This window comes from Pseudocitrobacter sp. 2023LY-00077, from assembly GCF_055796175.1.
On sequence record NZ_JBSPEI010000001.1, the window covers coordinates 521,415 to 538,018 of the forward strand.

The 16,604-nt window shown below is 55.0% G+C and carries 18 protein-coding genes and 1 other annotated feature; of the genes, 8 read left to right on the forward strand and 10 right to left on the reverse strand.

Annotation, left to right across the window (positions count from 1 at the left end):
* Positions 1-96 precede the first annotated feature (96 nt).
* Positions 97-1,071 carry an LPS O-antigen chain length determinant protein WzzB gene (gene wzzB / locus ACWWFX_RS02355; RefSeq protein WP_473223142.1) on the forward strand — a complete coding sequence of 325 codons (975 nt, stop codon included), beginning with the start codon at positions 97-99 and terminating at the stop codon, positions 1,069-1,071.
* Positions 1,072-1,302: 231 nt separating this feature from the next.
* On the opposite strand, the gene hisIE is transcribed toward wzzB, so the two are convergent.
* The 9 genes from hisIE to hisL all read right to left on the reverse strand — a co-directional run bounded on the left by hisIE (position 1,303) and on the right by hisL (position 8,492).
* Positions 1,303-1,902 (reverse strand): bifunctional phosphoribosyl-AMP cyclohydrolase/phosphoribosyl-ATP diphosphatase HisIE, encoded by a 600-nt coding sequence (gene hisIE, locus ACWWFX_RS02360; RefSeq protein WP_231826868.1) that lies wholly within the window; start codon positions 1,900-1,902, stop codon positions 1,303-1,305.
* Entirely contained in the window at positions 1,896-2,672 is a 777-nt protein-coding gene (gene hisF / locus ACWWFX_RS02365) for an imidazole glycerol phosphate synthase subunit HisF (protein WP_473223123.1), read from the reverse strand. The genes hisIE and hisF overlap by 7 nt, the downstream gene beginning before the upstream one ends.
* Positions 2,654-3,391 carry a 1-(5-phosphoribosyl)-5-[(5-phosphoribosylamino)methylideneamino]imidazole-4-carboxamide isomerase gene (gene hisA / locus ACWWFX_RS02370; protein ID WP_473223124.1) on the reverse strand — a complete coding sequence of 246 codons (738 nt, stop codon included), beginning with the start codon at positions 3,389-3,391 and terminating at the stop codon, positions 2,654-2,656. The genes hisF and hisA overlap by 19 nt, the downstream gene beginning before the upstream one ends.
* On the reverse strand, positions 3,391-3,981 hold the full coding sequence (hisH, locus tag ACWWFX_RS02375) for an imidazole glycerol phosphate synthase subunit HisH (protein ID WP_473223125.1): 591 nt from the start codon (positions 3,979-3,981) through the stop codon (positions 3,391-3,393). The genes hisA and hisH overlap by 1 nt, the downstream gene beginning before the upstream one ends.
* Positions 3,981-5,048 (reverse strand): bifunctional histidinol-phosphatase/imidazoleglycerol-phosphate dehydratase HisB, encoded by a 1,068-nt coding sequence (hisB, locus tag ACWWFX_RS02380; protein ID WP_473223126.1) that lies wholly within the window; start codon positions 5,046-5,048, stop codon positions 3,981-3,983. Before hisB ends, hisH begins: the two co-directional genes overlap by 1 nt.
* On the reverse strand, positions 5,045-6,106 hold the full coding sequence (gene hisC, locus ACWWFX_RS02385) for a histidinol-phosphate transaminase (protein WP_473223127.1): 1,062 nt from the start codon (positions 6,104-6,106) through the stop codon (positions 5,045-5,047). The genes hisB and hisC overlap by 4 nt, the downstream gene beginning before the upstream one ends.
* On the reverse strand, positions 6,103-7,407 hold the full coding sequence (hisD, locus tag ACWWFX_RS02390) for a histidinol dehydrogenase (RefSeq protein WP_473223128.1): 1,305 nt from the start codon (positions 7,405-7,407) through the stop codon (positions 6,103-6,105). The genes hisC and hisD overlap by 4 nt, the downstream gene beginning before the upstream one ends.
* Before the next feature lie 5 nt (positions 7,408-7,412).
* Positions 7,413-8,312, reverse strand: a complete 900-nt coding sequence (gene hisG, locus ACWWFX_RS02395) for an ATP phosphoribosyltransferase (protein ID WP_015963868.1) — start codon at positions 8,310-8,312, stop codon at positions 7,413-7,415.
* A gap of 33 nt (positions 8,313-8,345) precedes the next feature.
* Positions 8,346-8,466 (reverse strand) — a sequence feature (His leader region).
* Positions 8,442-8,492 carry a his operon leader peptide gene (hisL, locus tag ACWWFX_RS02400; RefSeq protein WP_113857321.1) on the reverse strand — a complete coding sequence of 17 codons (51 nt, stop codon included), beginning with the start codon at positions 8,490-8,492 and terminating at the stop codon, positions 8,442-8,444. (Overlaps the previous feature by 25 nt.)
* Positions 8,493-8,670: 178 nt before the next feature.
* Between hisL and ACWWFX_RS02405 the strand changes: the two genes are divergently transcribed.
* From ACWWFX_RS02405 to tsuB, 6 genes are all read left to right on the forward strand, one after another.
* Positions 8,671-9,495: an SDR family oxidoreductase gene (locus ACWWFX_RS02405; RefSeq protein ID WP_473223129.1), complete on the forward strand. Its 825-nt coding sequence runs from the start codon at positions 8,671-8,673 to the stop codon at positions 9,493-9,495.
* A 37-nt stretch (positions 9,496-9,532) separates the two neighbouring features.
* On the forward strand, positions 9,533-10,450 hold the full coding sequence (locus ACWWFX_RS02410) for a LysR substrate-binding domain-containing protein (RefSeq protein WP_473223130.1): 918 nt from the start codon (positions 9,533-9,535) through the stop codon (positions 10,448-10,450).
* Between the two features lie 230 nt (positions 10,451-10,680).
* Entirely contained in the window at positions 10,681-10,743 is a 63-nt protein-coding gene (yoeI, locus tag ACWWFX_RS02415; RefSeq protein WP_108475379.1) for a membrane protein YoeI, read from the forward strand.
* Positions 10,733-12,091: a putrescine/proton symporter PlaP gene (gene plaP, locus ACWWFX_RS02420; protein ID WP_015963871.1), complete on the forward strand. Its 1,359-nt coding sequence runs from the start codon at positions 10,733-10,735 to the stop codon at positions 12,089-12,091. Before yoeI ends, plaP begins: the two co-directional genes overlap by 11 nt.
* Before the next feature lie 186 nt (positions 12,092-12,277).
* Positions 12,278-13,333 (forward strand): thiosulfate utilization transporter TsuA/YeeE, encoded by a 1,056-nt coding sequence (tsuA, locus tag ACWWFX_RS02425; protein WP_456145921.1) that lies wholly within the window; start codon positions 12,278-12,280, stop codon positions 13,331-13,333.
* A 14-nt stretch (positions 13,334-13,347) separates the two neighbouring features.
* The gene (tsuB, locus tag ACWWFX_RS02430; RefSeq protein WP_015963873.1) at positions 13,348-13,575 is read left to right on the forward strand and encodes a thiosulfate utilization sulfurtransferase TsuB/YeeD; all 228 of its coding nucleotides are present in this window, start codon (positions 13,348-13,350) and stop codon (positions 13,573-13,575) included.
* A gap of 32 nt (positions 13,576-13,607) precedes the next feature.
* Here tsuB and sbcB read toward each other — a convergent pair whose 3' ends face one another.
* A complete protein-coding gene (gene sbcB / locus ACWWFX_RS02435) occupies positions 13,608-15,032 on the reverse strand; it encodes an exodeoxyribonuclease I (protein ID WP_473223131.1) in 1,425 nt (474 codons plus the stop codon).
* A 190-nt stretch (positions 15,033-15,222) separates the two neighbouring features.
* On the opposite strand from sbcB, the gene dacD reads away from it, so the two are divergent.
* Positions 15,223-16,389 (forward strand): serine-type D-Ala-D-Ala carboxypeptidase DacD, encoded by a 1,167-nt coding sequence (gene dacD, locus ACWWFX_RS02440; RefSeq protein WP_473223132.1) that lies wholly within the window; start codon positions 15,223-15,225, stop codon positions 16,387-16,389.
* Positions 16,390-16,604 lie beyond the last annotated feature (215 nt).

Sequence of the window (16,604 nt, forward strand, 5' to 3'; positions counted from 1 at the left end):
CTGTTTTTGGTGAAAATCCTATAGAAATTCGGAATGGTCCAGGTAAACTGATGCTCTCGTGGGTATTTCTGTTCGGATGTCACTAAGGTTTATATGATTCAAGATAACAATAACGGGCGCAACGGGTATGAGCGTGAGCCGGAGCAGATCGACCTTATCGATTTGTTGATGCAACTTTGGCGTGGCAAGTTGACCATCATCGTGTGTGTGGTTGTCGCCATTCTCCTTGCGGTTTCCTATCTTTTGGTAGCTAAAGAAAAATGGACATCCACGGCAACCATTACGCGTCCTGACGCCGCGCAGATTGCAACTTATCATAATGCATTGAATACACTGGATTCCTCCGTTGCGCTTTCCGATGTACAAAACCAGGTTATCAGTCGTTTTAATTCCGCGTTTATCGCGTTGACGGAAACACTGGATAACCAGGAAAAACCGGAAAAGTTGACGATTGAACCTTCAATCAAAGGTCAGTCATTGCCACTGACGGTGACCTACGCGAGTGATTCTGCGGAAGCTGCCCAGCGCGGCGTAGCCGAATACATCCAGAAAATCGACGAACAAATCGCCGACGAGCTGGAGCTTGACCTTAACGACACGATCAAGCTGCGTGTGACCAACATCAAGGACTCCCTGGAAAACCAGGAAACCGTTGCTCAGGAACAAAAAGACCTGCGTATTAAGCAGATCACCGAATCCCTGAAATATGCGCAGAAAAGTAACGTCACCAAACCGCAGCTTCAGCAGACGCAGGACGTTACCCAGGAAACCATGTTCCTGTTAGGTACCGAAGCGCTGGGCTCAATGGTTGCCAATGAGGCCAGCCGTCCGCTGACTTTTGGCGCAGGTTATTACGCGCTGAAGAAAAACCTGCTCGATATTGAAAAACTGAAAGTCGATCCGAAAACCATTCACGCCTATCGTTACGTGATGAAGCCGACTCTGCCAATTCGTCGTGACAGCCCGAAACGTGGCCTGACGCTGGTGCTGGCGGTGCTGCTGGGTGGGATGATTGGTGCCGGTGTTGTGCTGGGCCGTAACGCACTGCGTAACTATAAAGCCAAAGCATAACGCTTCGGTCAGATAACAAAAAACCGGGCGAGCCCGGTTTTAGACTGATGACAAACGCAACATTGCCTGATGCGCTGCGCTTATCAGGCCTACAAAGTTTCTGCAATATATTGAATTTACAGTATTTTGTAGGCCGGATAAGGGGTTTACGCCGCATCCGGCAAGAACAAAGCGCACTTTGTCGGCAATCTGAAACCGGGCTCGCCCGGTTTTTTTACGCTTAACGAAAACTTACTGATGACGTTTTCGCAGATTCTCTATCACCGTCGTTAAATCAAGATCCTGATCCTGCAGCAGCACCAGCAGGTGATACATCAGATCAGAAGCTTCATTGGTCAGCTCAAAGCGGTCTTTCACCGTTGCTGCCAGCGCAGTTTCTACGCCTTCTTCACCCACTTTCTGCGCGATACGCTTGGTGCCACTGGCATACAGGCGCGCGGTGTACGAGCTTTCCGGGTCTGCGGTTTTACGCTCGGCCAGCAGTTGTTCCAGTTGATACAGGAACAGCCACTGGTGGCTGGCATCGCCGAAACAGCTGGAGGTGCCTTTGTGGCAGGTCGGGCCAATCGGGTTGACCAGCACCAGCAGCGTGTCGTTGTCGCAGTCGGGCGTGATGCTCACCACGTTCAGGAAGTGGCCGGAGGTTTCGCCTTTGGTCCACAGACGTTCTTTGGTGCGCGAATAAAACGTCACTTTCCCGGACGACTCTGTCTGCGCCAGCGCCTCTTTATTCATATAGCCCAGCATTAATACTTCGCCGGAAACCGCGTGTTGCACGATGGCGGGCATCAGTCCGTCGGTTTTTTCCCAGTCCAGTTGTTCAGTTAACATACCCGTATCTCCACGCCCTGTGCGGCCAGGTACGTTTTTAATTCACCAATATTAATAATTTGCTTGTGGAATACCGAGGCGGCCAGCGCGCCATCGACATCCGCATCGCGGAAGGCTTCGAGGAAGTGTTCCATGGTGCCCGCGCCGCCCGAGGCAATCAGCGGAACGTGGCAGACTTCACGCACTTTTTTCAGTTGCGCCAGGTCGTAGCCGTTACGCACACCATCCTGGTTCATCATGTTGAGGACGATTTCTCCCGCGCCGCGTTTTTGTACTTCCTGCACCCAGTCGAGGGTTTCCCATTGGGTGACGCGGGTGCGGCTTTCGTCGCCGGTGTATTGATTGACGTGATATTTGCCGCTGTCGGCGTCAAACCAGGTGTCGATCCCGACCACGATGCACTGCACGCCAAACCGATCCGCCAGGCGGGTGATCAGCTCCGGGTCGGCCAGCGCTGGGGAGTTGATGGAAATTTTATCCGCACCGAAGGAGAGGATCTTCGCCGCGTCGTCGATGGATTTGATGCCACCTGCCACGCAGAAGGGAATATCGATGACTTCCGCGACGCGGGAAACCCAACTTTTATCGACCACGCGACCATCGCTGGAGGCGGTGATATCGTAAAACACTAATTCGTCTGCGCCTTCGTCGGCGTAGCGTTTTGCCAGTGGGACGATATCGCCGATAATTTCGTGATTACGGAACTGCACGCCCTTGACCACCTGGCCATCACGCACGTCCAGGCAGGGGATTATCCGTTTTGCCAGCATTGGATGGCCTCCGTTACGGTGAATTTATCTTCCAGCAGTGCTCGGCCGACAATCACGCCGCGCACGCCGGTGCCGCGCAGGGCGGCGATGTCAGCCAACGAGCCAATGCCGCCGGAAGACTGAAACGCCACCTGCGGGTAGCGGGCGCAGACTTCTTCATACAGCGAGACGTTGGAACCCGCCAGCGTGCCGTCGCGCGAAATATCGGTGCACAGCACATGTTGCAGGCCAACCGGCAGATAGGTTTCAACCAGTTCTTCCAGCGTGACGCCGGAGTTTTCCTGCCAGCCGCTAACCGCGACTTGCTTTGTACCTTGTTCGTCGATACGCACGTCCAGCGCCAGCACCAGGTGCTCCGCGCCAAAGCGGGTAAACCAGCCTTTGACGATTTCCGGGGATTTTACCGCCGTCGATCCGACGACCACGCGTTCAACACCGGCTTCCAGCAATGCGGCAACATCTTCTTCTGTACGCACGCCGCCGCCAACCTGTACCGGCACGTTCACGCCCGCAACCAGCTGTTTCAGCAAAGGGATCTGGCGCAGCGCCGGGTCTTTCGCGCCGGTTAAATCGACCAGGTGCAGCACCTGTGCGCCCTGAGCGGCGTAATCCTGCAAACGCGGTAGCGGGTCGTTACCGTAGTCGCGCTGTTGGGCGTAATCGCCCTGATGCAAACGCACTACCGTGCCATTAATTAAATCTAAAGCTGGAATGATCATTACATCTCCAGGAAGTTTTTCAGCAGTTGCGCCCCGGCCGCACCCGAACGTTCCGGGTGGAACTGCACGCCGTAAAAGTTTTCTTTCTGCACCGCCGCGGTGAACGGTTCGCCGTAATGACATTGCGCGATGGTGTACGGGTTCACCGGCATGGCGTAGCTGTGGACGAAATAGAAGTACGCGCCATCTTCGATACCCCGGAACAGTCGGTCACCCGCTTTTGGGTAGACGCGGTTCCAGCCCATGTGTGGCAAGGGCAGGCCGAAGTCGGTCATTTTCGGCACTTCCTGGTCGATAATGCCCAGCAGATTGACGCCGTTGCTTTCTGCGCTGCGACTGCCGAGGATTTGCATCCCGAGGCAAATGCCCAGCACCGGTTGGGTGCAGGCTTTAATCAGCTCGACCAGTTCACGCTCGCGAATCTGGTCCATCGCCGCCTGCGCGGTGCCGACGCCCGGCAGAAACAGTTTGTCGGCGCGCAGCACCACGTCCGGGTCACGGCTCACCACCGGATCGTAACCGTGGCGGCTGATAGCGGACTTCACCGAGTTCAGGTTGGCGCAGCCGGTATCGAGGATAACGACGTTCATCACAGCACTCCTTTTGAGGAGGGAAGGGTATCGCCTTCCACGCGGATCGCCTGGCGCAGGGTGCGACCAAAGACTTTGAACAGGCTCTCCACGCGGTGGTGATCGTTTTTGCCTTTGGTTTTCAGGTGCAGCGTCACGCCCATGGTGTAGGAGAGCGAGCGGAAGAAGTGCTCGATCATCTCGGTGCTCAGATCGCCGACGCGCTGGTAGGTATACTCGGCTTTATATTCAAGGTGCGGACGCCCGGAGATATCCAGCGCGCAGCGTGCCAGGCATTCATCCATGGGCAGCACAAAGCCGAAACGGTTGATGCCGCGTTTGTCGCCCAGCGCCATTTTTAACGCCTCGCCCAGCGCCAGCCCGGTATCTTCCACCGTGTGGTGATCGTCGATATACAGGTCGCCCTGCACGGCAATGTCCATGCGGAAGCCGCCGTGGGTGGCGATTTGGTCCAGCATATGGTCGAAGAAACCGACGCCGGTGCTGATTTTGCTGCCGCCTTCACGGTCCAGCCATACTTTGACGTCGATCTGCGTTTCTTTGGTTTTACGCTCAACGTGCGCGTAGCGGTCGCGGCGGGTGAGTTGCTCGCCAATCGTCGCCCAGTTCAGCGTTTCGCGGTTATAGCGCAGGCCGATGATATCCATGTTTTCTGCCAACTGGATATCGGTGGCGCGATCGCCAATCACGTAACTGTTGGCTTTATCCATCACGCCTTCGGCCAGCCAGGCGGTGACCAGCTTCGTTTTCGGTTTGCGACAGTCGCAGTTATCCGCCGGGAAGTGTGGGCAAATCAGCACGTCTTCGAAGTTAACGCCCTGCGAGGTGAAAATCTGCATCATCAGATTATGCGGGCCGTCGAAGTCAGCCTGCGGATAGCTATCCGTGCCAAGCCCGTCCTGATTGGTGACCATCACCAGCTTATAACCTGCTTTTTGCAGGGTTAGCAGCGTCGGAATAACGTCCGGTTCAAATTCCAGTTTCTCGAAACGGTCAACCTGGAAATCGCTCGGCGGCTCTGCAATCAGGGTGCCGTCGCGGTCAATAAAGAGAAACTTCTGGGTCATATATTCTCCGCATTCAAAGCGTCAATAACGCGCTGGCTCTCTTCGCGGGTGCCGATGGTGATACGCAAACAGCCGCTTAAAGAAGGTTGTTTATTCTGGTCTCGTAAGATAATGCCCTGATCCCACAAAGATTTAAACACCGCGCTGGAAGCTTTAATACGCACAAGAATGTAATTGGTTTCAGAGTCGAAGACCTGCTCCACGCAAGGGATGCCGCCAAGGTTCGCCACCAGATACTGACGCTCCGCCAGAATTTGCGCTACGCGTTCGCGCATCGCGGTGATGCCCTGCGGCGCCAGCGCCTGCGCGGCAATATCAGCAACCGGCGTAGAGAGCGGATAAGGGGCAATCACTTTCAACAGCAGGGCGATAACCTCTTCATTCGCCAGAGTAAAACCACAACGAAGGCCGGCGAGAGCAAAGGCTTTGGAGAGCGTGCGCAGAATCACCAGATTCGGGTATTCGTTCAGCCAGCCTGCCAGCGTCGCCTGCGGACAAAACTCAATGTAGGCTTCATCGGCAACCACCAGCGCTTTACCGCGCGTCATCTCCAGCAGCGTGCGGAAATCCTGCGGGTTAATCAGCTGCCCGGTTGGGTTGTTCGGGCTGCAAACGTAAACCACTTTCACGCCGTTGAGCTTGTCAGCGATAGCGGGGAGATCGAGCTGCCAGTTTTCCAGCGTCGGTACGGTGCGGCACTCTACGCCGATGGTTTCCGCGCTCACGCTGTACATGCCGTAAGTCGGCGGGCAGTAAAGAATTGCATCTTTACCCGGTTCACAAAACGCGCGCACCAGCAGTTCGATGCCTTCATCTGCGCCACGGCTGACCAGCACTTGTTCCGGCTTCACGCCTGCATAGGAGGCGTAGTTTTCAATCACCGCTTTGGGCTGACATTCCGGGTAGCGGTTCAGCGTTTGCGCGGTAAGCTGAAATTCGACCGGCGTCGGAAACTCGTTGGCATTGAGCCAGACATCGCCTTTGCCGCCCAGGCGGCGAGCGGACTGGTATGGCGTCAGATTACGCACATTCTCGCGGGCTAATTCTTCAATGCTCATGCTTGCTCCTTCAGGGCGTTTACGCGCAGGGTGACGGCATTTTTGTGGGCGGTCAGCAGCTCGGCTGCGGCCAGCGTTTCAATAGTGGCTGCCAGTGACGCGAAACCGTCGCGGGAGAGTTCCTGCACGGTCATGCGTTTCTGGAAATCCGCCAGCCCCAGGCTGGAGCAGGTTGCGGTGTAACCGTAAGTCGGCAGCACGTGGTTGGTACCGGAGGCGTAATCGCCTGCTGATTCCGGCGACCAGTCGCCGAGGAAAACGGAGCCTGCGCTGGTGATATTGTCCACCAGATCACGGGCGTTGCGGGTCTGAATGATCAGGTGTTCCGGGCCGTAAGCGTTGGAAATCTCCACGCACTGGGCGATGTCGCGGGCTACAATCAAACGGCTGGCGGAAAGTGCCTGGCGCGCGGTGTCGGCACGGGAAAGATCGGCAAGTTGACGTTCCACGGCTTCCGCCACGCCACGCGCGATGTCGGCATCCGGCGTCAGCAGGATCACCTGCGAATCCGGGCCGTGTTCCGCCTGCGAAAGAAGATCGGCGGCGATAAAGTCCGGCGTCGCGCCGCTGTCGGCAATCACCAGCACTTCGGACGGGCCAGCAGGCATATCGATCGCTGCACCATCAAGGCGCTGGCTAACCTGGCGTTTGGCTTCAGTCACAAAAGCGTTGCCCGGCCCAAAGATTTTATCCACCTTCGGAATCGATTCGGTGCCGAGCGCGAGCGCGGCGATGGCCTGCGCACCACCCACTTTAAACACCTCTTTCACGCCGCATAGCTGTGCGGCATAAAGAATTTCATCAGCAATCGGCGGCGGGGAACAGAGCACCACTTTCTGGCAACCGGCGATACGCGCCGGTGTCGCCAGCATTAAGACGGTGGAGAAAAGCGGCGCGGAGCCGCCCGGAATATAAAGGCCTACCGAGGCGATAGGGCGCGTAACCTGCTGGCAGCGCACGCCCGGCTGAGTTTCGATATCCACACCCGGCAGAATTTGCGCGGTGTGGAAGGTATCGATATTTTTCACCGCGACGTTCATCGCGGCTTTCAGTTCATCGCTCAGGCGGCTGCTGGCCTGGGCTATTTCCTCTTCGGTGACTCTCAGCGCCGTCACTTCGGTTTTATCAAACTTCGCGCTGTATTCGCGCAGGGCACGATCGCCGTTTTGCTTAACGTTATCCAGGATCTCCGCGACGGTGCGCGTAATGCTGTCGGAAGCCGAAATTGCCGGGCGCATCAGCAGCGCCTGCTGCTCTTCCTTATTACAACCATTCCAGTCGATCAGGGTGTTAAAGCTCATGGTCGTTACTCCATCATCTTCTCAATCGGCAGCACCAGAATCGAGCTGGCACCCAGCGCTTTCAGTTTTTCCATTGTTTCCCAGAACAGGGTTTCGCTGCTCACCATGTGCATCGCCACGCGCTGTTGGTCGCCCGCCAGCGGCAGAATAGTTGGCCGTTCGGCACCCGGCAGCAGGGCGATCACTTCATCCAGACGTTCGGTTGGGGCGTGCATCATGATGTATTTCGATTCGCGCGCCTGAATCACGCCCTGAATACGGGTCAGCAGGCGGTCAATCAGCTGTTGTTTGGCTTCGCTCATCTCGCCATCGCGCTGGATCAGGCAGGCTTTGGAGCGGTAAATCACTTCCACTTCACGCAGGCCGTTGGCTTCAAGCGTTGCGCCGGTGGAGACAAGGTCACAAATTGCATCGGCGAGGCCAGCACGCGGAGCCACTTCAACAGAGCCGTTCAGCAGGCAGGATTTAAACGCGATGCCTTTCTGGTCGAGGTAACGTTTGAGCAGGTGCGGATAAGAGGTGGCGATACGTTTGCCGTCCAGACCGGCAGGGCCGTCCCAGGCTTCGTCCACGGCGGTAGCCAGCGACAGACGACAGCCGCCGAAATCAAGGCGGCGCAGCGTGTAGTAGCGCGGGTCTTCGCCCTGCGCGCGGCGGCTCAGCAGTTCTTCTTCCAGCACGTTTTCGCCGATGATGCCGAGGTCCACCACGCCATCCATAATCAGCCCCGGAATATCGTCGTCACGCACGCGCAGAATGTCGATAGGCATGTTCTCCGCCATCGCAATCAGGCGCTGGGTGTGGAGATTGATTTTAATGCCGCAACGGGCGAGTAATTCGCGTGAATCATCGCTCAGGCGACCTGATTTCTGCATAGCTATGCGTAAACGACTGTTATCTAACATTCTGATTTCCTCTTACCCTGCTGAATTTAGTTCAAAAAAAAGCCCCCGGAAGAAATCTTCCGGGGGCTCTCTTGCGTTCATGCACCACTGGAAGATCTAGACGTCTCCCAGCACACATCGCCTGAAAGACTAGTCAGGATGATGGTGATGATGGTGGTGTTTAAATTGAACGCACATAATTAATTTCTCGTTGAATGAGTATTCACTTGATGTCTTTTAACCTAGCCCATTTTTACCGTTGAAGGCAAGGGGTTTTTTCAATCTTTAAATCATTTCATATTCACACTATAAATTGTCAGTTCCCGCAGGCTGGCGTAGCCTTATAGAAGAAGGATAGCCAGAAACCAGGAGAGCAGGCATGAAAAAGGTCGCGATTGTCGGATTAGGTTGGTTGGGCATGCCGCTGGCGCTGGCGCTGACGGCGCGTGGGTGGCAGGTTACCGGCAGCAAAACGACGCAGGATGGGGTGGAAGCGGCGCGGATGTGCGGGATTGACAGCTACCCGTTACGCCTTGAACCGCAACTGGTTTGCGAAGCGGAAGATTTAGACGCGCTGATGAATGTTGACGCACTGGTCATTACCTTACCGGCGCGTCGTAGCGGCGAGGGTGAGGATTTTTATCGCCAGGCGGTGCAGGAGATAGTGGATACCGCGCTCGCGCATCATATCCCGCGCATTATTTTTACCAGCTCAACTTCGGTGTACGGTAACGCGCAGGGGACGATTAAAGAGAGTTCGCCGCGCGACCCCGTCACATCGAGCGGCAAGGTCCTGAAAGAGCTGGAAGACTGGCTGCATCATCTGCCGGGGACGTCCGTTGATATTTTGCGTCTGGCGGGGCTGGTGGGGCCGGGGCGTCATCCTGGCCGATTCTTCGCCGGGAAATCCGCGCCGGACGGCCAGCATGGCGTGAATCTGGTGCATCTGGAGGATGTGATTTCAGCGATTACGCTGTTATTGCAGGCTCCGAAAGGCGGACATATCTATAATATATGTGCGCCCCTCCATCCGGCCCGCGAAATTTTTTATCCGCAAATGGCGCGCGAGCTGGGTCTGGAGACGCCGGTGTTTTCGCAGCATGCGGGCAGCGGCACGGGCAAACTTATTGATGGCAACCGTATTTGCCATGAGCTGGGTTTCGAATACCAGCATCCTGATCCGCTGTTAATGCCGATGGAATAACCCGCCTCGGCGTTCAGCCTGATGCAAGGGGACGACAATGAAGCCTTTGCTCGATGTGCTGATTATTCTTGATGCATTAGATAAAGAAGGGAGCTTTGCCGCGGCGTCGGCAAAGCTCTACAAAACCCCGTCAGCCCTCAGTTACACCATTCATAAGCTGGAAAGCGACCTCAATATTCAACTTCTCGACCGCAGTGGCCACCGGGCGACGTTCACCCGCACCGGACAGATGCTGCTGGAAAAAGGCAGGGAAGTGCTGCACACGGTGCGCGAGCTGGAGCAGCAGGCGGTTAAACTGCATGAAGGGTGGGAAAATGAACTGGTGATTGGCGTGGATGATACATTTCCTTTTTCACTGCTGGCACCATTAATTGAAACCTTTTATCAACATCACAGTGTTACCCGGCTGAAATTTATTAATGGCGTACTGGGTGGTTCATGGCAGGCATTAATTCAGGGCAATGCGGATATTATTGTCGGCGCATTACGTGAACCGCCGCCGCAGAGTGGTTTTGGCTTTCTGCCGCTTGGTCAACTGGAGCAGATTTTTGTCGTCGCGGCGCATCATCCGCTGGCGCAAATGCCAGAGCCTTTATCACGTCGCACCATTAAGCGTTTTCGCGCGATTGTTGTCGGTGATAACACCTCGCCAGAATGCGCCACATTTCAGCAACTTCTTGACGATCAGCAAGCGATCACGGTCTTCGATTTCAAAACCAAACTTGAATTACAAATCAGTGGGTTAGGGTGTGGTTATGTACCCCGATATCTCGCGCAACGCTTCCTCGAAAGTGGGGCGCTGGTTGAAAAATCTGTCGTTGCCCATATCCCCTTTGAACCGGTCTGGATTGGCTGGAATGAACAGACCTCCGGGCTCGCCAGTGCATGGTGGCGGGATGCTGTTTTAGCAAATAGTGCTATAGCTGCGGTCTATAATTCGACCGCTGCTGAATAATCAATCGGTTAGATAGCGAAGTTGGCCGATCGGCTTCACATTCTCTTGTATTTTTATGTCAATTTGATGCAGAATGTGCCGCTTGCAAAATATGAGACTAACCGACGTTTTAATACGCGTCGGTTATTTTTTTGCATCAAACAAATCATTCAATAAAAGAGGCCGGGCTTCGTACCGGATAGATACTTACTTAAAAAACGACAGTTGTTGTCGCTGAGGAAATCAAAAAAATGGGGCAATTTTTTGTTTTTGCGACGGTTTTCACCCGTAAGGAGAATAACCATGTCGCATAACGCTACTCCAAACACCTCTCGCGTGGAATTACGTAAAACGCTTACGTTGATTCCGGTTGTCATGATGGGCCTTGCCTATATGCAGCCAATGACGCTGTTTGATACGTTCGGTATCGTATCTGGTCTGACAGACGGTCATGTGCCGACTGCCTACGGCTTTGCACTGGTGGCGATTCTGTTCACCGCGCTGAGCTATGGCAAGCTGGTACGTCGCTACCCGTCTGCGGGTTCTGCCTATACTTACGCCCAGAAATCCATCAGCCCGACCGTAGGCTTTATGGTGGGCTGGTCATCGCTGCTCGACTATCTGTTCGCACCGATGATCAACATCCTGTTGGCGAAAATCTATTTTGAAGCACTGGTGCCGTCTATCCCATCGTGGGTATTCGTGATTGCGCTGGTGGCCTTCATGACCGCCTTCAACCTGCGCAGCATTAAATCTGTCGCCAACTTCAACACCGTTATCGTGGTGTTCCAGGTGGTGCTGATTGCCGTTATCCTGAGCATGATCATTTATGGTCTGTTCCACGGGGAAGGCGCGGGTACGCTGACCAGCACGCGTCCGTTCTGGTCTGGCGATGCGCACGTGATCCCGATGATTACCGGGGCAACGATTCTGTGCTTCTCGTTTACCGGCTTTGACGGCATCAGCAACCTGTCTGAAGAGACGAAAGACGCTGAGCGTGTGATTCCGCGTGCGATTTTCCTGACTGCGCTGATCGGTGGCCTGATCTTCATCTTCTCCACCTATTTCCTGCAGCTTTACTTCCCGGATATCTCTCGCTTTAAAGATCCGGATGCGTCACAGCCTGAAATCATGCTGTACGTAGCAGGTAAAGCGTTCCAGGTTGGCGCACTGATCTTCTCCACCATTACCGTTCTGGCGTCCGGTATGGCGGCGCACGCAGGCGTTGCGCGTCTGATGTACGTTATGGGTCGTGACGGCGTGTTCCCGAAAAGCTTCTTCGGTTATGTACACCCGAAATGGCGTACTCCGGCGATGAACATCATCCTGGTGGGCGCGATTGCTCTGCTGGCAATCAACTTCGACCTGGTCATGGCAACGGCGCTGATTAACTTTGGTGCGCTGGTGGCGTTTACCTTCGTGAACCTGTCCGTGATTTCACAGTTCTGGATCCGCGAGAAACGTAACAAAACGCTGAAAGACCACTTCCAGTATCTGTTCCTGCCAATCTGTGGCGCGCTGACCGTTGGCGCTCTGTGGGTTAACCTGGAAGAGAGCTCAATGGTTCTGGGGCTGATTTGGGCGGCTATCGGCCTGATCTACCTGGCGTGCGTGACCAAAAGCTTCCGCAACCCGGTTCCGCAGTATGAAGACGTTGCGTAATCGTTAAGATTCGCTGAAAACCGGAGGCCAAATGCCTCCGGTTTTTTTATGCCCTAATTTCACTCGGTTTCTAAAAATAATCGATAAATAACCAAACGGAATATCATAGAGGTTTTGGTTATTGGTTCCTGACAGGTGTGACTGGAATAATTTACGCACTGATATTTTCCAGGTTGATTAATTTTTATGTTGCAGATGATCGTGAGCGGAATAATTTGTGGCGCGTTGCTGGGGTTTGTGATGCAGCGTGGTCGCTTCTGCCTGACCGGCGGTTTCCGCGATATGTATATCGCGAAAAACAATCGCATGTTTTATGCCTTACTGATTGCCATTTCGGTACAAAGCCTTGGCGTCTTCGCGCTGATTCAAACCGGGCTGGTGCAGTATGACGCGGGCGCGTTCCCGTGGCTCGGCACCGTGGTGGGCGGTTTTGTCTTTGGTATTGGTATCGTCTATGCGGGCGGCTGTGCGACCGGAACCTGGTATCGCGCCGGGGAAGGGCTGATTGGTAGCTGGATTGCGCTGGTCACCTATATGGTGATGAGCGCGGTGATGCGCTCGCCGCACGCAGCCGGTCTGAACGCGTTTCTGGGGCAGCACACCACTGCGCATAACGGCATTGCGGAAACCCTTAATATCTCCGTCTGGCCGCTGATTGCCGTGTTGCTGATCGCCACTCTCTGGCTGGTCAGCAAAGAGTTACGCAAGCCGAAGCTGAAGGTTGCGTCACTACCGCCACGCCGTACGGGGCTGGCGCATCTGTTGTTTGAAAAACGCTGGCATCCGTTTGTCACCGCCGTATTGATTGGGTTTATTGCTTTGCTGGCATGGCCGCTGAGCGAAGCCACCGGGCGTATGTTTGGTTTGGGCATCACCTCGCCGACCGCCAACATTCTGCAATTCCTCGTTTCTGGTGAAAGCAAATACGTTAACTGGGGCGTTTTCCTGGTGCTGGGTATTTTCCTCGGTTCCTTTATCGCAGCTAAAGGTAGCCGCGAATTCCGCGTGCGTGCCGCCGATGCCAGCACCACGCTGCGCAGTGCCTCCGGCGGCGTACTGATGGGCTTCGGCGCCAGCATTGCGGGCGGTTGCTCGATCGGTAACGGCCTGGTGATGACCGCGATGATGACCTGGCAGGGCTGGATTGGCCTGGTATTTATGATCCTCGGCGTGTGGACCGCGTCGTGGATGTTGTATGTGCGTCCGCAGCGTAAAGCGAAGCTGAAAACCGCTACGGCATAACAGGAGTAAAAAAGATGACGGTAAAAAAACTCGATGTGGTCACCCAGGTGTGCCCGTTCCCATTGATCGAAGCAAAAGCAGCAATGGCTGAAATGGCCAGCGGCGACCAACTGGTGATTGAATTCGACTGCACCCAGGCGACGGAAGCGATTCCTCAGTGGGCGGCGGAAGAGGGGCACACCGTGACTGATTTCCAGCAGGCGGGCGACGCCGCCTGGAGTATCACAGTTCAGAAAGCCTGATAGAGTGCGCCCCGCAAGTGCGGGGCATTTCGTTAAACAATTTCCTGCGCGTACTGATAAAGCGCTTTCAGCAGCGCCAGTTTCTCACTGTTCCCTTCATACTGCGCGTAAAGCGCTTCCAGTTGCTGCATATAGGCCTGCAAAAATTCCGGCGTAAAGACATCGCGGCGATGCTCTAACCAGCGCATCTGCTCTTGCTCATCCAGCGAACCGGGGAAATTACGCGCCCGATAGTTAAACAGCAGTTTCTCTATGCGCGCATCGGCAAAGGTAAGGTCCAGCGCGGGCAGGTTGCGCGGCTCGGTTTCCAGCACAATTTTCATCGCGGCCCGATCGGCATCGCTGAAGAAGCCGTTATAGAGTTGCGCATCGACATTCGGTGAGGGCACGAACGGCTCGGCTTCGGCGAAGATTGCCACCACTTTTTCGCGCACCTGCGGGTTTTCGCGCAGCACTTTAAGATTATCCAGACAGTGCTGGCGGTTAATGCCCAGGCGTTCAGCATCTTCCGGGCGCAGGGTATTCGCGACGGCCAGCACCGGGCATTTATTCAGATGCACCAGTTTCACCGGAACCGGTGAGGTATCACCCAGCTCGGCTTTCGGCGTGTAGAGGCGTTCACGCAGAGTATCGGCGTCCAGATCCAGCAGCGGAGAGATATCGTCGGCCAGATCCACCATGATCACCGCATTGCGGTTGTCCGGATGCCACGCCAGCGGGGCAATCCAACTGGTATTACCGCGCCAGGCGCCAAACATCCCCGACACATGCACCAGCGGTTTCATCTGTGGTACATCAATCAGTGTGGTCAGTTTTTGCTTGCTGCGATAGGCATATAAATAGTCAAACAGCTTCGGCTGCTGGGTTTTCACCAGTTTCGCCATGGCGATGGTGGCATACACATCGGCCATCGCGTCGTGAGCGTTGCTGTGTTCGATACCATTGGCTTTGGTCAGATGTTCCAGGCGGAAGCTCGGCAGGCCGTCTGCGTTCTCTGGCCAGTTGATCCCTTCCGGGCGCAGGGCGTAACAGGCGCGCATTACGTCCAGCAGATCCCAGCGCGAGTTATGGTTTTGCCAGCTCCAGGCGTAAGGATCGTAGAAGTTGCGGTAAAAGATATTGCGCGTGACTTCATCATCGAACCGTACATTGTTATAGCCCACCACGCAGGTATTTGGGACGGTGAACAGATCGTGAATGCGGCGAGCGAACGCAGCTTCGTTATCGCCCTTCGCGCGCGCTTCCTGTGGGGTAATGCCCGTAATGAGCACCGCTTCCGGCTGCGGCAGGTAGTCGTCTGCCGGTTTACAGTAAAAGACCTCGGGCTCCCCGACGATAGTAAAATCGTTATCGGTACGAATGGCGGCAAACTGAGCCGGGCGATCCAGCGACGGGCTGGTGCCGAAGGTTTCGTAATCGTGGAAAAGGAATCCGGGGGTGTTGGCAGGTTCTTGCATGGTCTTAACGTAATCCCTGATAAGCGAGCGGGCGAATTAACACCATGGTAAACGATTTACAGGGCCATCAGAAGGGCGGTTTTTCGAGGCCGATTCAGGTTATGTCATATTTTCTTGCAATTAATGGCTGTATGAAAGTGGGAGATTCCGTAAAAAGGACGACGATTTTGAAATTGCTGAGGATTTGCTGTTGAAAGCCCGTTTGTTTATTGCTGTATCTTTGCTCGCTTCGAGTATTTCTTGCGCCTTTGCTACTGACAGCGCGGTTCCTCCCGTCACGCCGCCGGCGGTTAAAGCCGGTTCCTGGGTATTAATGGATTATACCACCGGGCAAATTTTGACCGCCGGAAATGAGCACCAGCAGCGCAATCCGGCGAGTCTCACCAAACTGATGACCGGTTATGTGGTGGATCGCGCCATCGACAGCCACCGCATTACGCCGGATGACATCGTCACCGTGGGCCGTGATGCGTGGGCGAAAGGTAATCCGGTATTTGATGGCTCGTCGCTGATGTTCCTGAAAGAGGGCGATCGCGTCAGCGTGCACGATCTGAGTCGTGGCCTGATTGTCGATTCCGGGAACGACGCCTGCGTCGCGCTGGCGGATTATATCGCCGGAGGCCAGCCGCAGTTCGTCGCCATGATGAATCATTATGTGGAAACGCTGAAACTTCGCGATACCCATTTTGAAACGGTTCACGGCCTGGATGCGCCAGGGCAGCACAGTTCTGCTTACGATCTTGCCGTATTGTCACGTGCGATCATTCACGGCGAGCCTGATTTTTATCACATGTACAGCGAGAAAAGCCTGACGTGGAACGGTATCACGCAGCAGAACCGTAACGGGCTGCTGTGGGATAAAACCATGAACGTTGATGGCCTGAAAACCGGGCATACCTCCGGCGCGGGCTTTAACCTCATCGCCTCGGCGGTTGACGGTAAACGTCGCCTGATTGCGGTGGTGATGGGCGCAGATAGCCCAAAAGGGCGTGAAGAGCAGGCGCGTACACTATTGCACTGGGGGCAACAGAATTTCGACACCGTGCAGGTGCTGCAAAACGGCAAGAAAGTCGGTACCGAGCGCATCTGGTACGGCGATAAAGAGACGATTGAGCTCGGTACCGATCAGGATTTCTGGCTGGCGCTGCCGAAGAAGGAAATTCCCAACATTAAGGCGAAATACGTGCTGGACGGCAAAGAGCTGGAAGCGCCTATCGCCGCGCATCAGCGCGTGGGGGAAATTCAGCTTTACGACCGCGATAAGATCGTCGCCCACTGGCCGCTGGTCACGCTGGAAAGCGTCAAAAAGGGCGGGATGTTCTCGCGCCTTAGCGACTATTTCCACCACAAAGCGTAACGCTGACATCACCGTCATTCCCCTGGCGACAATGTGAAGCAGTGCACATACTATCAGGTAAGGCACTGCTATATTTTACTGTATCTATATGGGTCTTCCCTTGTTGTGGTGGCTGAAGGCATGATAATGGTGTATTTAATCGCCAGAGGTCACCGCCATGGACGAAAAGTCCCTCTACGCTCATATTCTCAACCTGTCCGATCCGTGGCAGGTAA